This window comes from Neobacillus drentensis (assembly GCF_021560175.1).
GTDB classification, from domain to species: Bacteria; Bacillota; Bacilli; order Bacillales; family Cytobacillaceae; genus Neobacillus; species Neobacillus drentensis_A.
The window spans coordinates 5,261,836-5,275,758 of record NZ_CP091110.1 but is presented as its reverse complement, the minus strand read 5'-3'; the positions used below and the strand labels follow the sequence as shown (position 1 = coordinate 5,275,758).

Below are 13,923 nucleotides of genomic sequence, written 5' to 3'. Positions count from 1 at the left end.
CCGTTTGCTATTGCTGGCAGACGGGTATTTTTTTTATTAAGTGTTTGGCCAAGGGGTGGGTGCGTGATAAGATACACAAGGATTCGTTGCTATTTTTACGGAATTATTTAGAAAACGTACGGAAAAAAGTCCAAAGTCTGCGGAAAAATCCGAGAATCCTGCGGAATTACACAGCACTCTCACAGAAAAAACACAAAAACGGACGGAAATAACGTCAAACAATAAGATCCTAACAAAGAAACCGAAGTCTGAATGAATCGCAAAAAACCTACGCTTATTTTGGAGGCAGGAAAAATGGTTATGCTATTATTAAATGGAGGTGACAGACATGATCTATATTGGTGTAACCGGCTGGGGCGACCATGACAGCCTCTATCCGGATAAGATCTCCTCTAGAGATAAATTAAAAGAATATGCTGGGCACTTCCCCATCGTCGAAGTAGACTCCGCCTTTTATGCAATCCAGCCTAAACGAAATGCCGAAAAGTGGGTCCATGATACCCCTGATAATTTTCAATTTATTGTCAAAGCCTATCAAGGGATGACCGGTCACCAACGCGGCGACATCCCGTTTGATAACATACATAGCATGTTCCAAGCCTTTAAAGATTCATTAGAGCCTTACCTACAGAAAAACAAATTAGCCATGGTCCTATTTCAATTTCCGCCCTGGTTTGCTTGTAAACGAGAGAACGTTGACTATCTAAGATGGTGTAAACAAGAAATGGGGGATATCCCCTGTTCCCTGGAGTTCCGGCACCAATCCTGGTTTGCTGGTGACTACCTTCAAAGAACCCTTGAATTTATGAAAGCAGAAAAATGGATTCATAGTATCTGTGACGAGCCGCAATCAGGGGAAGGATCGATTCCAACGGTTCTCGAGCCTACTACAAAAGACCACGTACTAATAAGATTTCATGGCCGCAACGTATATGGCTGGCAAAAACGGAATGCTGAAAATTGGCGGGAGGTCCGTTATCTCTATCGCTATAACCAACAAGAACTACAGGAATGGAAGACTTATATCGAAACCTTAGCAACGGAATGTAAGGATGTATATCTTTTGTTTAACAATAACTCAGGCGGTGATGCTGCCGACAATGCCAAAGAAATGATGAAACTCCTTCAGCTCACATACGGAGGGCTGGCACCGAAACAGCTGGATTTATTTAATGAACTATAATCATAATAGAAGGAGATCGCAATAATGGAGTGGATTCTTTTAATTGTAATCGGAATAGCGGCTAGTTCACTCGGCTCCCTGATTGGGATGGGGGGAGGAATTATCGTCGTTCCAGCCTTGCTTTACCTGGCAACCCTTCCATCCTTCCAACACTTGACACCACAAGTGGTAGTAGGCACCTCGTTGTTTACGATGATATTTACAGGCCTCTCGTCCACATTGGCCTATATGAAACATAAAACAGTCGATTATAAAAGCGGACTCATTTTTCTGATCGGCAGCGGACCAGGAAGCATCTTGGGTGCATGGGTAACAGAAAAAATGGACTTACACTCCTTTAACATCTATTTCGGTACGTTTATTCTGTTTGTCTCGTTCGTCCTAGTAGTAAAAGAAAAATTAAAGCCGCTCCCGTTCCGTAAAGATAAAGGAATTGTCCGAACATTTACCGATAATAGCGGGCGCTCGTTTGAATATGGCTACAACCCCATTCTTGGAGTCATGATTGCTTTTATCGTCGGATTCCTTTCCGGGATTTTTGGAATCGGCGGAGGGTCACTCATGGTTCCAACGATGATTTTGCTGTTTTTCTTCCCGCCGCATGTGGCCACAGCCACATCAATGTTTATGATTTTACCGACCTCCATCCTAAGTTCAATTACCCATATCACATTAGGAAACGTGAATTGGCTATATGCCTTGGCCTTAATACCAGGGGCCTGGATTGGTGCTAAGGTGGGTGTGTTTTTAAATACTAGGTTTAAGAGTAAAACAATTGTATTCATTATTAGAGCCACCCTCATCATTGTAGGGGTGCGTTTAATTTATCAAGGAATAATAGGGTAGGTAAAAATGGAAACCATACATATTTTTCATACAAATGATTTTCACAGCCACTTCGAGCATTGGCCTAGAATTCAAAACTTCTTAATGGAAAAAAAGGAGTTTTATCGCTCCAAGGAAGATGAGTTTTTTTTATTTGATATTGGTGATTTTATTGACCGCTGGCATCCCTATTCCGAAGCGACAAAAGGAAGAGGGAGCATTGAGCTGCTAAATAAACTTGGCTATACAGCGGTTACCATCGGCAATAATGAGGGTGTTAATCTCCCACATGAGGATTTGGATCACCTATATGATCTGGCAGACTTTGATGTATTGAATGCCAACCTGTTTAATGCCAATGGAAGCTATCCTAAGTGGCTTAAACCCTATAAGGTCTATTCCACCAAAACAGGTACTCGAATTGGCGTGATTGGTCTCACCGCTTATTTTCACCATCTATACACACTATTAGGCTGGGAAATCACTGAGCCGATTGTAGAACTTAAGAAATGGCTGGAGCCTTTAAAAAAAGAGGCTGATGTCATCATTTTACTCTCCCACCTTGGTTTAAAAGATGACGAAACTATAGCCGATCATTTTCCAGAGATTGATGTCATTTTAGGAGCTCATACCCATCATTTCCTTGAACAAGGTAAAGAGGTGGGGAAAACACTGATTGGTGCCGCCGGAAAATTTGGTCACTTTGTCGGTCACATGACGCTAAATATCGATGAGAAAAAGGCCATTCAAAACAAGAAAGCGGTCCTTTATGAATATAAAGAACTTCCTGCACCGAAAAATGAACTGGAGCAAGTCACAGCCTTTTTTGAAAAAGGAAAAGAGCTCCTAAATCACCAAGTAACGACTCTCAAGGAACCATTGCTTCATGATCCTTTTCATGAAACAAATTTTTCAAAATTATTATGCAAAGCCTTAAGAGATTGGTGTCAAACAGATTGTGCCATGATCAACGCAGGACTTCTCTTAGGTTCATTATCTGGGGTCGTGACGACATTTGATCTACTTACTATTTGTCCTCATCCGATTAACCCTTGTGTGGTAGAACTGACCGGGAGGGAACTAGAAACGATTTTAGTGGAGACGAATGGAGAAGAACTCGCACACCGAGAAATAAAAGGCTTAGGTTTTAGAGGGACCGTCGTGGGGATATTCGTGTATGAAGGAATCCGATTTGAAAATGGCCGAATCTTCATCAATCATACCTCTTTGGACTATGATAAAACCTATACGTTAGCGCTGCCGGATATGTTTACCTTTGGTCATTTTTTCAAAGAAGTTTTACCGCACAAACATAAAGACTATCTTCTTCCGGAATTTTTGCGGGATTTACTAAAATGGGAGTTAGAAAAGCAACAATAGACCATAGCCTGTCACCCTTTAATCCTTCTAATCATACAGTGATAGTAAGGAAAGGGGTGAGGAACCTTTGGTTGAGCTTTCACCAATTGAAATCAATGGCCATACCTTCTTGGCTGTTACGGTGTTACTCCCTAAAACCACCTTGTTAGCCGTTTCGAATGATAAGGGCTATATCATGTGTGGTGCATTAGATATAGGTTTATTAAATGATAAGCTGAAAGATCGAAAAATTATTGCGGGCCGCGCTGTCGGGGTACGGACTATTGAGCAGCTTCTAAATGCCCCTTTGGAATCGGTGACATGGGAAGCCGAGGAGCTTGGAATTCATAAGGGAATGATCGGTAAAGAAGCTTTGCTTAAAATGCTTTAAATGCTTGCTACTAGTAGCAGGCATTTTTTTGCTTTAAAAGCAGCCGCTTCCTTTAGTGTCCTTTTTTATGGGCTAGTTCCCCTTTCTTGTGCATACATTTAACAAGAAGGGGTGATTTTCTTGGCTAAGTTGACAAGACGGCTTCGCAAACGGGGGCCGCTGCCATTCCGCTATGTCCTGTTATTATCCTTTATCCTATTCTTATTCTCTACTGCCTCAGGTTTATGGCTTGTTAATAAAGGGATTGAGCCGACATTAATGAGAATTGCTACATCCGAAACCCGGAATATCGCTTCGCTTGTTATCAACAGAGCCATAACCAAACGGACCACCAATGTAGGTGATAACAATGATGTGATAAAAATAGTACCAGGCAGTAATGGAAAAGGACAAAACGCCCAATTAAATACCGATTTAATCAATCGCGTTCTGGCAGAAACGACAGCACAGATTCAAAAGAACTTAAAAACGGCTAAAAAGGGTGATATCGCTTTATTGGAAAATGACGTAGAAATTGAGACACAGAACACCGAAAAAGAGGACGGAATTGTCTGGTACATTCCATTAGGGCAGGCAACGAATATTTCCTTATTAGGAAACATCGGTCCGAAAATCCCCGTGCGATTTCATGCAATCGGTGAAGTGGAACCGGATGTGCATATTGCCACAAAAGAAATGGGAATTAACAATACTTGGCTTGAGGTTTCAGTTGTTATTCAGGTTTCTGTGCAAATTATTACTCCATTTGCAACTGAAGTGACGAAATTAAAACAAAGCATTCCGGTAGGCGGAACACTTGTTGAAGGAGAAGTACCACAATTTTATAATAGCGGCGGCAATTTAACACCTTCGATTCAGATACCGCAGAGCAAGAGTGATAGTCAGACGGAGTCAAAAAAGAAAGGCGCCAATAAAACGCAAAAAAATACAGGAAACTAAGTAAGGACTGATCCTTTTCGGACAGTCCCTTTTTTCGACGTCTAGCTCTCCAGCGCCTAGCCCCTCGATGGTCTACAGACGCTCTGGGAATGAAGGCAAAGAGCGCCTTTTCCCAGAGCGTCTTATGCTTGTCGGGGCTGTTCAAGGCGCTTGCGCTTTTGTTCTTTATATCTTTATTGTCAACGAGACTGCTTTGCTTTACGAAGCTCGATTCGTTCCAACCGTTTCCACTGTGCTAAGTGTGGATAGGGATCGAACGACCATTCTGTAATCCCATTGTCTTTATACATTCCGTAATGTAAATGCGGCGGGAACTTTCCGGAGGTACCCGGAGGACCGTATCCGGTGCTGCCTACACCGCCTATTACCATGCCTGGTTCTACTACTTGCCCTACTGTTAAGTTTTTGGCAAAGCCGCTAAGATGGGCGAAATAATGATAAGTGTTATTAATATCACGGATGCCGATTCTCCAGCCGCCGAACTTATTCCAGCCCTTCATCTCAACAATCCCATAGGCCGTTGCTCGGACGGGAACGCCATAACCGGCAAAGATATCGGTTCCTTCATGGATTCTTCTTCCGCCCCAGCCGCGGGCATCGCCCCAAGTACTGCGATAACTATGATTGCTGTATAAAGGAACAGGAAACACACGTTTATCTAAATCAAGACGTCCATAATGCTGGTAAATTTTAGCCTTACCTGCAATGATGCCAACTGATCGATCGCGATGATAGTAGTTCCACAATCCAATTTTTATATTATCAGGATCAACACCGTATGAAAGGAGATAATTTGCAAATGCATATAAAACATCCTCATCGCTCTTTAAACTTGCTTTGCCATCTCCGTCTCCATCCACGCCCATTCCATTAAAGAACTGAATGACTGCCGGATTCTCTTCCTTCGGATTAGGGTTTGTCAAACCTGCCCACACTTCAGGACGAAAATAAATACCGATTACACCTTCAGCTTTTGGTAAATCTCTGCGAGCTAAACGGACGCTGCGCTCGTATTGATCAATGGCCGCTAAATAATACCAGGGAATTTGCGTAACAGTTTCCACTTTTTTATAAAGCTTCATTCTTTCCTGATAGGGATCGGTTTCTTGTGCATGAGCATCCCTGACAGACAAGGTAGAAATAAAAAGCATAAGGATGGTTCCGAAAATTAGAACAGCCCGCAACAGGAATCCTCCTTCCAATTAATGTACAACTTTAGTGTGTGAACTTTTCCTTATTTCATAATGGTTAATAATTGGTAATCAAATTGAATTGCTTGTTGTTCATCCTCTGGTATGATAAAGTGACTATGAACTCAATCTGAACCATATATGTACTTTGAGGAGTGTAAAAATGAGCAAGAAAGAAGAAATTTTACGTAAGCCTGAATGGCTAAAAATAAAATTAAACACGAATGCGTCTTATACAGGCTTAAAAAAAATGATGCGGGAAAAAAACTTACATACAGTTTGTGAAGAAGCTAGATGTCCAAATATTCATGAATGCTGGGCAGTAAGACGCACAGCTACCTTTATGATTCTAGGAGATACCTGTACACGTGCCTGCCGATTCTGTGCAGTAAAAACGGGTCTGCCAACAGAGCTTGATTTGCAAGAGCCGGAAAGAGTGGCTGATTCCGTCCAATTAATGAATCTAAAGCATGTCGTGGTTACGGCCGTTGCTCGGGATGATTTAAAGGATGGCGGGGCCGCCGTATTTGCGGAAACCGTACGTGCCATTCGGCGTAAAAATCCATTTACAAGTATTGAGGTTCTTCCTTCCGACATGGGGGGAAAGGAAGAAAACCTTAAAGTCTTAATGGATGCAAAGCCAGATATTCTTAACCACAATATTGAGACGGTAAAACGTTTAACTCCAAGAGTACGGGCACGTGCTAAATATGATCGATCGCTAGAATTCCTTCGCCGTGCGAAAGAGATGCAGCCCAATATTCCTACAAAATCAAGCTTAATGATTGGTCTGGGTGAAACAAAAGAAGAAATTTTAGAGGTTATGGATGATTTAAGAGCCAATCATGTTGATATCATGACGATTGGGCAATATCTGCAGCCGACAAAAAGCCATTTAAAAGTTGAAAAATACTATACTCCTGATGAATTTAAGGAATTGCAGGAAATTGCCTTCAGTAAAGGCTTTAGCCATTGTGAAGCAGGTCCGCTCGTTCGTTCCTCTTACCATGCCGATGAACAAGTAAATGCAGCCGCAAAGCATAAACAATTGCTAGGTGAAAAAGAAGAAGTAAAAGAAGCATAGAAAAGCGTAAGGGCCCGTTTAGCAGCGTATGGACTGGAGCTAGACAACACGGTGAGCTAAAGCGAACCGATGTTGACTTATCGTAGGGAGAAGTGCGAAGTCCACTAGCTGCTGGGCGCTGGAGCTGGACAAATTTCAAAGTTATTTAGTCCTTAAAAAGAGTTCAGCCAAATGATCGGCTTGAACTCTTTTTTATTATTTACTGTTATTCATGTTTGTGTTTTTGCCGCCGCCATTTGTATTTTTATCAAGGGATTTAGTGTTATTGTAGTTTTTATTATTTGCATTTGGCGTATTTTTAATATCTAAATCATCTGGTGTCCGTCCATTTTCGTCTTCACTTGCGTTCAAACGAGCTCCTTGAGGAGACTTTAACATTTGCTTGATGACACTATTTACGGTACTACGGGCATGCCGGCTGTTGGAATCAAGGCTTGCAAGATTCTGTACATCACGCATTAATGTCGCATTATCCGTCACATAGACATGATAATAACGCGGTACCACTGAAAAGGCTGTTTTTTTAACTTGGTCAGCAGTCAGATTGCGGTTTTTAGTATCCGTTCGATAAGCGATTAATACTTCTTGGTCTGTTACAAGTGTGGCCACGTCATTTACATGATGAATGTTCGCACTGTATTTACTGATTATATTTGCTAATTGTTCGCGGTCGAGAGCTGTATAATGGTCATTTGCCGTATTGTCGTTCATTAATGGGCTTTTTTGGTGACGGACAAATCCATAGTTTGTACTTGCATTGCGAATACTGCGGCCCGCACCTTCATTATAAAGCTCATGCCGTTTATTATTGACATTAATGGTGTTTCCACTTTCTTCATATACGTCATTCTTTCCATTATCTTTTGAGCAGCCACTTAATGCGGTTACGGTACATAAGCCAGCGATTACGAGTAACTTTTTCAAATTTTTACACCTCCTATCCTTAGGATGACCAAAGCCAGCATTTATTTTCTTAGCAATTGATGGTGAATCGGGTATAATGGGAAGTAGGAATTTGTCGGTTAAAAATGAGGTGAACTAGATGATTGTGATCAACAATACCACATATGAAATTCTTCAGGAATATCGAGATGGATATAATGAAGAAGCCTTTAAAGCAAGGTACAGTGATATATTAGCGAGATATGACTATATTGTGGGCGATTGGGGATATGGGCAGCTTCGTCTTAAAGGTTTTTTCGATGATCAAAACCAAAAGGCTACATTTGATACCAAAATTAGTACCCTTAGTGAGTATCTTTACGAATACTGCAACTTTGGCTGTGCCTTTTTTGTATTGAAAAAAGTAAAAAAATGAGAAGGATCAGAAATCTGACCTTCTCATTTTTTTTGCAATCAAATCAGAATCTGCTCGAGCGTCCAGCGAGACTATTGTACTCCGTTACAATGCGCTTCCGCTTTAATGGTCATACGGCGGCTGTTCATCTGTATTCGGATCATCGTGGGGCGGATGGGCTCCCTCCATCTGCCTTGGAATATTCTGATGCAATGATTTATTTTCATAATTAAAATTGCTGTAATAACGTTGTCCGTCTTCCCATGGAGTACTTTTATTCTGAACGGGTTTATTTTTTCGAATTGGTGAACCATAGGGACCTTCAGGAAACTCTTGCGCCGTAAGATAATTTTGTTGTTTTTCAACATTTGATAATTCTGTATATTCTTCCGAGCCTTTGTTTGTCATGGTTTCACTCCTTTTGCCCTTATTATGAGACCGGGGAGTGAAAAACATGTGTCATTCATTAAACGATTTCTGCCAAAAAGCTGCGCAATTCTTCTGCATCCTCTTCATTTAATTGAAACGCAAACTCTAAATACCCTTCTTCCTCTAAGTCATCAGGACCGATTATGGCAAAACGATTTCCTTGGATATCCAAAACTAACGATTTTCCATAATGACGATTGGTTTGCGTAATAGCCAAATCAAAGCGTTGGTTTTCGCCAACAAAACTGACAAATCGAGTCTTTGTATTTTCTGTATCATCGTATAAATAAAAACGTTCCTGCATTCGTTCGTCTCCTTTTGGGTTAACTATTTACCATCTCCTCTATAGTATCAAATTTGCGTTCATGTTGGGAGGACAAGTTTCATGATTTCTGCCACCCTAAAAAATCCGAATCGCTTGGTTTGTGATACAATAAGAAATGGTATGATTACATAGAATAAGAACGGCGGAAGGAAGTGGACTAGGTGTATTTTGTTGATAGAGAAAAAATTGAAAGCATGCTCCAATATTTAGAAGTACAAATCCATCTATTCCGAGGTACTGAGGAATGGTCAACGCCTCTTGAAAAAGCAGCCTTGGAGCGTCTATGCCAAATGATGATTGAGTCTATTCTCGATGTAGGAAATAGCATGATCGATGGCTTTATCATGCGTGACCCCGGCAGTTATGAGGATATTATTGATATTTTAATCGATGAAAAGGTGATTAGTGGAACAACAGGGGAAAACTTAAAGCTCCTCATTCATTATCGGAAAAACCTTGTTCAGGATTATTTAGAGATTCCTCATCAGGAACTTCAGGAAAAATTCACACAGTATCTCCATGAATTAGAAAGTTTTTCAACCAATGTTCGTGATTATTTAGTCAATGAATTAGGACCTGTTTCTGCATTTAAAAACTAACGAATGGACCGTTCATACGGTCTATTTCACTTTTAAGATTACATTCGATATACATAGGAGCGATTTTTAGATGAAAAAATATAAAGGCTATTTAATTGATCTAGATGGGACGATGTATAAAGGAACAGAGCGGATTGAAGCGGCATCTGATTTTGTTAAAAAGCTGAGGGAACACCACATTCCTTATTTATTTGTCACGAATAATTCTTCGAGGACGCCAGCTCAAGTTGCAGATAAATTAAACAGCTTTGATATCCCGGCAGACGAGCAGCTTGTCTTTACGACAAGTCAAGCGACTGCTAATTATATCGCTGAACAAAAAAAGAATGCTAGTGTTTTTGTGATTGGGGAAGAGGGTCTTCAATCAGCCATTAAGGAGAAGGGATTTAAAGTTGCCGGGGAAGAGGCGGACTTTGTCGTCATCGGGATTGACCGTGAGATCAGCTATGAAAAGCTGGCCGTTGCCTGCCTGGCAGTCCGCAATGGCGCTAAATTTATCTCAACAAACGGAGATATTGCGATTCCAACTGAGAGAGGGCTGCTTCCTGGGAACGGTTCGCTCACCTCAGTCATCGCCGTTTCCACCCAAACAAAGCCGACGTTTATCGGAAAGCCGGAAGCGATTATCATGGAGCAGGCCTTAAAGGTGTTAGGTACTTCTAAAGAAGAAACGCTGATGGTCGGCGATTATTATGATACCGATATTTTAGCGGGAATGAATGCCGGCATGGATACCTTGCTCGTTCATACAGGTGTCACCACAAGAGAAATGCTGTCCGGATATGACCGGAAGCCAACGTATTCGATTGATACATTAGACCAATGGGAATGGTAAAAGGGATGGAACGATCCATCCCTTTATTAAAAAAGTCTTGATTTGTCCAGCTGCAGCGCCTAGGGGCTCGGGGTCATAAGCCAATCCGTCAAGAAGGCTAAAAAGCAGCCTTCTCGCCGGCTCGTCTTATGCATGTCGCCCCTGTTCAAGGCGCTTACGCTTTTCTATTCTTCCTCTTCTTCTTTATGTGCTGCACGGTGGGCCAGCCGGCTTGAAGCTGCTGCGGCAATCGCACCGACAATATCATCTAAAAAGGTATGACATTCACCAGTTGATTTATCATTTAAGTGAGCCAAAATTCCAGGCTTAAGCTTATCAATGTAACCATAATTTGTAAAACCGATCGAACCATAGACATTTACGATCGAAAATGCCAGGATTTCATCGACCCCATAAAGGCTTTCATCCGTGCCGATGATGGATTGAAGCGGTTCTTCCAGCATTCCTTTTTCAGCCAGTACGTCTAGCTGTATTCCAGTAAGAATCGCGTTTTGTACCTCCCGTTTGGAAAGAACACGTTCTACGTTCGAAACACAATCTTCCATTTTTAAATTTTTGTGATATTTCTCCTGTAAAAAGAAGACCAAATCAGCAATATCCTTAATTTCGACGCCTCTTTCTTTCAACCATTTGCGTGCCGTTTCCTCAGTTAGATCCACTTTTTTGTCATCTGCCATTTCCTAATCACCTTTTCCTTGTGAAATTGGAGAACAATTTGAATGTAGTTCCAGCACTTTCTATTTTCACTATATATATTTTTTTTATCCATAAATTATGCAGTTTTCCTTCAAATGGACAAACTAAAATATAATCATATCCTGCTATTATTACCCGATAAGCCCGATTAAAAAACAACAAGTTTTTAGTGACTATACATATACATAGGGTAATGAAGGTAATGAGGCGGGGTGTAGGAATGCTTCAAAAAATGCTGGAGAATCAATATGGAATTACGGTAGAAGAATATGTAAAGCTAGATGCTTATGAGGCCTTAAGGGGAAATGGCTGGCTTTATTTGATCTCTCGTCCAGGGGGAAAGGCCGAAGAGGATATATCAGAACTAGAAAAAATTGCCGAGCATTTAAGAAATTATGGGGACCAAAATGTACCGATCTTTTTACCGTCTAAAGAAGGCAGCTTAATTACCACATGGGAAAAAAATCAATATTGCGTTTTAGCGAATCGGCAAATGGAAGAGCAGCGAAAAATAAAGTTAGGGCGGAAGCTCGCTAAATTTCATGAACGAGGAAGGAGAGTTCCCTTCCAAATTGAAAGGTCCAGTCGAATTGGGCAATGGAAATCGTTATGGGAGAAGCGCTTGGAGCAAATGGAAAAGGTCTGGAATGGCCTGTTGTTTCAAACCCCGGAAGATGACTTTGAACGAATGTTTATTGATTCCTTTCCTTATTATCTCGGTCTAACGGAAAATGCCATTCAATACCTAGTTGATACCGAGATTGATGATGAACCGCACGAAACCGATAGTGGGACAGTTTGTCATGAGCGGTTTACAAGCAGAAGCTGGGGACCACATAACGAGTACGTGATTAAAAATCCATTTGATTGGGTCTTTGATCATCGAAGCCGCGACTTGGCTGAATGGACGAGAGAACGATATTTTCGTAACATCCAAACCTATCAGGTCGAATTACGGAACTTTTACGAAGAATATCAGAGTATTGCTCCTTTATCGTCCTTTTCTTGGCGTTTATTATATGCACGTTTAGTGTTTCCGCTCCACTATTTTGAATGTATTGAAAGTTACTATATCACCCGTTCAGAACAAGAAAAGAAAGTACTCGAAGAAAGGTTAAGTAAGATTTTACGGCAATCAAGTGATTACGAACGGTTTTTAGCGGAATTCTATCCCATATCCGGTGCGCCCATCAAACAATTACACCTTCCACCGTTAGATTGGCTTTATCCAAATTGAGTTGTTAATAGGGCTCATATGATAAAATAGATGGTACAATAGATGTTATTACTATAGCCCAAGGATGTGACACGATATGAAGCCCTACATTTATATTACGAGAAAGCTTCCAGATGCATTAGTGAAACCGCTGCAAGAAAAGTATACCGTTAATATGTGGAAACATGATGATATTCCAGTCCCAAAAGATGTCTTAAGGGAAGAAGCAAAAAAAGCAGATGCTCTATTTACCGTTCTAGCTGATTCTATTGATAAAAGTGTGCTGACGGCAGGAGAAAATTTAAAGGTTGTAGCAAATCTTGCGGTTGGCTTTGATAATATCGATCTAACAACGGCCAGTGAAAAAGGAATTGCGATTTGCAACACACCGGATGTTCTAACAGATACGACCGCAGATTTAACCTTTGCGCTATTAATGGCTACAGCACGTAGAATTGTTGAAGCGGCAGAATACGTCAAAGCGGGAAAGTGGCAGAGCTGGAGTCCGTTTCTTTTAGCAGGCCATGACTTGCACCATAAGACGCTTGGGATTGTGGGAATGGGAAAGATTGGGGAAACGGTTGCGAAACGTGGAACTGGATTTGATATGAATATTCTTTATTATAACCGGACGAGAAAACCGGAGGCAGAGAAGCAATTGGGTGTTAGTTATACAGCTTTTGATGAACTGGTTGAAAAGTCAGATTTCATTATCTGCCTGACACCGCTTACTCCTGAGACAAAAAATTTGTTTACTCGGGAAGTTTTCCAAAAAATGAAGCCTTCTGCTATTTTTATAAATGCTTCAAGAGGTGCCGTAGTGGATGAACAGGCATTATATGAAGCCCTTAAGGCAGGAGAGATTGCTGGGGCGGGACTAGATGTGTTCCAAAAGGAACCGATTACGGCTGACCATCCATTATTACAGCTTCCTAATGTCGTTGCTCTTCCGCATATCGGCAGTTCAAGCACAGAGACAAGAACAGCAATGATTAAGTTATGTATGGAAAATATTTGCTCAATATTAGACGGAAAAGAGCCTAAAACCTTAGTAAACAAGGACTGGCGACCCTTAGTTAATCGATCATAAATAAGAAAAGCGATTGCTGGCTGGCAATCGCTTTTTTGACGTATATTAAAAAACTTGCTCGACTTCAACAATGCCAGGAACTTCTTCTAGCAGGGCTCTTTCGATGCCGGCTTTTAATGTAATGGTAGAACTAGGGCAGCTGCCGCAAGCACCTAAAAGGCGAAGCTTTACGATCCCTTCCTCTACATCTACTAATTCACAATCTCCACCGTCACGAAGAAGAAATGGGCGTAATTTATCTAGTACTTCTTGTACTTGTTCAAAGATTTCAGTTTCTGTTGCCATGTGATCGACTCCTTTCCTAATTATATTATAATGTGAATAGTGGTAAAAATCCATTCTCAGAAATTAGGAAAATACACATTTAAAGACAATATTTTTAGATTTTTCTTTACTTTAGTTTAAAATAAAAGCTGTGTTAATCGGGAATGTTGATTTCCGCTCCAGGCGGCTTCGCTTTCCGCG

17 protein-coding genes are annotated in these 13,923 nt (G+C 41.0%); 11 read left to right on the top strand and 6 right to left on the bottom strand.

Annotated elements, in window-relative coordinates; translation table 11 throughout:
* Window positions 1–328: 328 nt before the first annotated feature.
* The 5 genes from L1999_RS25110 (at window position 329) to yunB (ending at window position 4,697) form a co-directional block, all read left to right on the top strand.
* Window positions 329–1,183, top strand: coding sequence for a DUF72 domain-containing protein (locus tag L1999_RS25110; RefSeq protein WP_235741014.1), 855 nt, complete (start codon window positions 329–331; stop codon window positions 1,181–1,183).
* Between the two features lie 24 nt (window positions 1,184–1,207).
* Window positions 1,208–2,029 carry a sulfite exporter TauE/SafE family protein gene (locus tag L1999_RS25105; protein ID WP_235741013.1) on the top strand — a complete coding sequence of 274 codons (822 nt, stop codon included), beginning with the start codon at window positions 1,208–1,210 and terminating at the stop codon, window positions 2,027–2,029.
* A gap of 6 nt (window positions 2,030–2,035) precedes the next feature.
* Window positions 2,036–3,388, top strand: a complete 1,353-nt coding sequence (locus L1999_RS25100; RefSeq protein ID WP_235741012.1) for a bifunctional metallophosphatase/5'-nucleotidase — start codon at window positions 2,036–2,038, stop codon at window positions 3,386–3,388.
* A 67-nt stretch (window positions 3,389–3,455) separates the two neighbouring features.
* Complete coding sequence (locus L1999_RS25095; protein WP_235741011.1) at window positions 3,456–3,758, top strand: YunC family protein; 303 nt, start codon at window positions 3,456–3,458, stop codon at window positions 3,756–3,758.
* A gap of 120 nt (window positions 3,759–3,878) precedes the next feature.
* Window positions 3,879–4,697: a sporulation protein YunB gene (yunB, locus tag L1999_RS25090; protein ID WP_235741010.1), complete on the top strand. Its 819-nt coding sequence runs from the start codon at window positions 3,879–3,881 to the stop codon at window positions 4,695–4,697.
* Between the two features lie 179 nt (window positions 4,698–4,876).
* Here yunB and L1999_RS25085 read toward each other — a convergent pair whose 3' ends face one another.
* Entirely contained in the window at window positions 4,877–5,848 is a 972-nt protein-coding gene (locus L1999_RS25085; protein ID WP_235744463.1) for a M23 family metallopeptidase, read from the bottom strand.
* Window positions 5,849–6,035: 187 nt separating this feature from the next.
* On the opposite strand from L1999_RS25085, the gene lipA reads away from it, so the two are divergent.
* Window positions 6,036–6,971, top strand: a complete 936-nt coding sequence (gene lipA, locus L1999_RS25080) for a lipoyl synthase (protein WP_275677246.1) — start codon at window positions 6,036–6,038, stop codon at window positions 6,969–6,971.
* Window positions 6,972–7,166: 195 nt separating this feature from the next.
* On the opposite strand, the gene L1999_RS25075 is transcribed toward lipA, so the two are convergent.
* Window positions 7,167–7,895: a YhcN/YlaJ family sporulation lipoprotein gene (locus tag L1999_RS25075; protein WP_235741008.1), complete on the bottom strand. Its 729-nt coding sequence runs from the start codon at window positions 7,893–7,895 to the stop codon at window positions 7,167–7,169.
* 118 nt (window positions 7,896–8,013) lie between these two features.
* Here L1999_RS25075 and L1999_RS25070 point away from each other — a divergent pair, with 118 nt between their 5' ends.
* Window positions 8,014–8,289 carry a YutD family protein gene (locus L1999_RS25070; protein WP_215045186.1) on the top strand — a complete coding sequence of 92 codons (276 nt, stop codon included), beginning with the start codon at window positions 8,014–8,016 and terminating at the stop codon, window positions 8,287–8,289.
* A 102-nt stretch (window positions 8,290–8,391) separates the two neighbouring features.
* Here L1999_RS25070 and L1999_RS25065 read toward each other — a convergent pair whose 3' ends face one another.
* Both L1999_RS25065 and L1999_RS25060 read right to left on the bottom strand, forming a co-directional pair.
* Window positions 8,392–8,676: a cytosolic protein gene (locus L1999_RS25065; RefSeq protein ID WP_235741007.1), complete on the bottom strand. Its 285-nt coding sequence runs from the start codon at window positions 8,674–8,676 to the stop codon at window positions 8,392–8,394.
* Between the two features lie 58 nt (window positions 8,677–8,734).
* On the bottom strand, window positions 8,735–9,001 hold the full coding sequence (locus L1999_RS25060) for a DUF3055 domain-containing protein (protein WP_215045188.1): 267 nt from the start codon (window positions 8,999–9,001) through the stop codon (window positions 8,735–8,737).
* 182 nt (window positions 9,002–9,183) lie between these two features.
* On the opposite strand from L1999_RS25060, the gene L1999_RS25055 reads away from it, so the two are divergent.
* Both L1999_RS25055 and L1999_RS25050 read left to right on the top strand, forming a co-directional pair.
* Window positions 9,184–9,621 (top strand): DUF86 domain-containing protein, encoded by a 438-nt coding sequence (locus tag L1999_RS25055; RefSeq protein ID WP_235741006.1) that lies wholly within the window; start codon window positions 9,184–9,186, stop codon window positions 9,619–9,621.
* 70 nt (window positions 9,622–9,691) lie between these two features.
* A complete protein-coding gene (locus tag L1999_RS25050; RefSeq protein ID WP_235741005.1) occupies window positions 9,692–10,456 on the top strand; it encodes a TIGR01457 family HAD-type hydrolase in 765 nt (254 codons plus the stop codon).
* 164 nt (window positions 10,457–10,620) lie between these two features.
* On the opposite strand, the gene L1999_RS25045 is transcribed toward L1999_RS25050, so the two are convergent.
* Window positions 10,621–11,133 carry a phosphatidylglycerophosphatase A family protein gene (locus tag L1999_RS25045; protein WP_235741004.1) on the bottom strand — a complete coding sequence of 171 codons (513 nt, stop codon included), beginning with the start codon at window positions 11,131–11,133 and terminating at the stop codon, window positions 10,621–10,623.
* Window positions 11,134–11,372: 239 nt separating this feature from the next.
* Here L1999_RS25045 and yutH point away from each other — a divergent pair, with 239 nt between their 5' ends.
* Both yutH and L1999_RS25035 read left to right on the top strand, forming a co-directional pair.
* Entirely contained in the window at window positions 11,373–12,389 is a 1,017-nt protein-coding gene (yutH, locus tag L1999_RS25040; RefSeq protein ID WP_215045192.1) for a spore coat putative kinase YutH, read from the top strand.
* A 76-nt stretch (window positions 12,390–12,465) separates the two neighbouring features.
* Window positions 12,466–13,458 carry a 2-hydroxyacid dehydrogenase gene (locus L1999_RS25035; RefSeq protein ID WP_235741003.1) on the top strand — a complete coding sequence of 331 codons (993 nt, stop codon included), beginning with the start codon at window positions 12,466–12,468 and terminating at the stop codon, window positions 13,456–13,458.
* Window positions 13,459–13,503: 45 nt separating this feature from the next.
* Here the strand turns inward: L1999_RS25035 and L1999_RS25030 are convergent, their stop codons facing one another.
* Window positions 13,504–13,797, bottom strand: a complete 294-nt coding sequence (locus L1999_RS25030) for a NifU family protein (protein ID WP_215045194.1) — start codon at window positions 13,795–13,797, stop codon at window positions 13,504–13,506.
* Between the last annotated feature and the right edge of the window lie 126 nt (window positions 13,798–13,923).

Coding starts and splice junctions, on each gene's coding strand:
- L1999_RS25110 (WP_235741014.1), top strand. CDS start 329: ATGATCTATATTGGTGTAACCGGCTGGGGCGACCATGACAGCCTCTAT.
- L1999_RS25105 (WP_235741013.1), top strand. CDS start 1,208: ATGGAGTGGATTCTTTTAATTGTAATCGGAATAGCGGCTAGTTCACTC.
- L1999_RS25100 (WP_235741012.1), top strand. CDS start 2,036: ATGGAAACCATACATATTTTTCATACAAATGATTTTCACAGCCACTTC.
- L1999_RS25085 (WP_235744463.1), bottom strand. CDS start 5,848: ATGCTTTTTATTTCTACCTTGTCTGTCAGGGATGCTCATGCACAAGAA.
- L1999_RS25070 (WP_215045186.1), top strand. CDS start 8,014: ATGATTGTGATCAACAATACCACATATGAAATTCTTCAGGAATATCGA.
- L1999_RS25065 (WP_235741007.1), bottom strand. CDS start 8,676: ATGACAAACAAAGGCTCGGAAGAATATACAGAATTATCAAATGTTGAA.
- L1999_RS25060 (WP_215045188.1), bottom strand. CDS start 9,001: ATGCAGGAACGTTTTTATTTATACGATGATACAGAAAATACAAAGACT.
- L1999_RS25050 (WP_235741005.1), top strand. CDS start 9,692: ATGAAAAAATATAAAGGCTATTTAATTGATCTAGATGGGACGATGTAT.
- L1999_RS25045 (WP_235741004.1), bottom strand. CDS start 11,133: ATGGCAGATGACAAAAAAGTGGATCTAACTGAGGAAACGGCACGCAAA.
- yutH (WP_215045192.1), top strand. CDS start 11,373: ATGCTTCAAAAAATGCTGGAGAATCAATATGGAATTACGGTAGAAGAA.
- L1999_RS25035 (WP_235741003.1), top strand. CDS start 12,466: ATGAAGCCCTACATTTATATTACGAGAAAGCTTCCAGATGCATTAGTG.
- L1999_RS25030 (WP_215045194.1), bottom strand. CDS start 13,797: ATGGATTTTTACCACTATTCACATTATAATATAATTAGGAAAGGAGTC.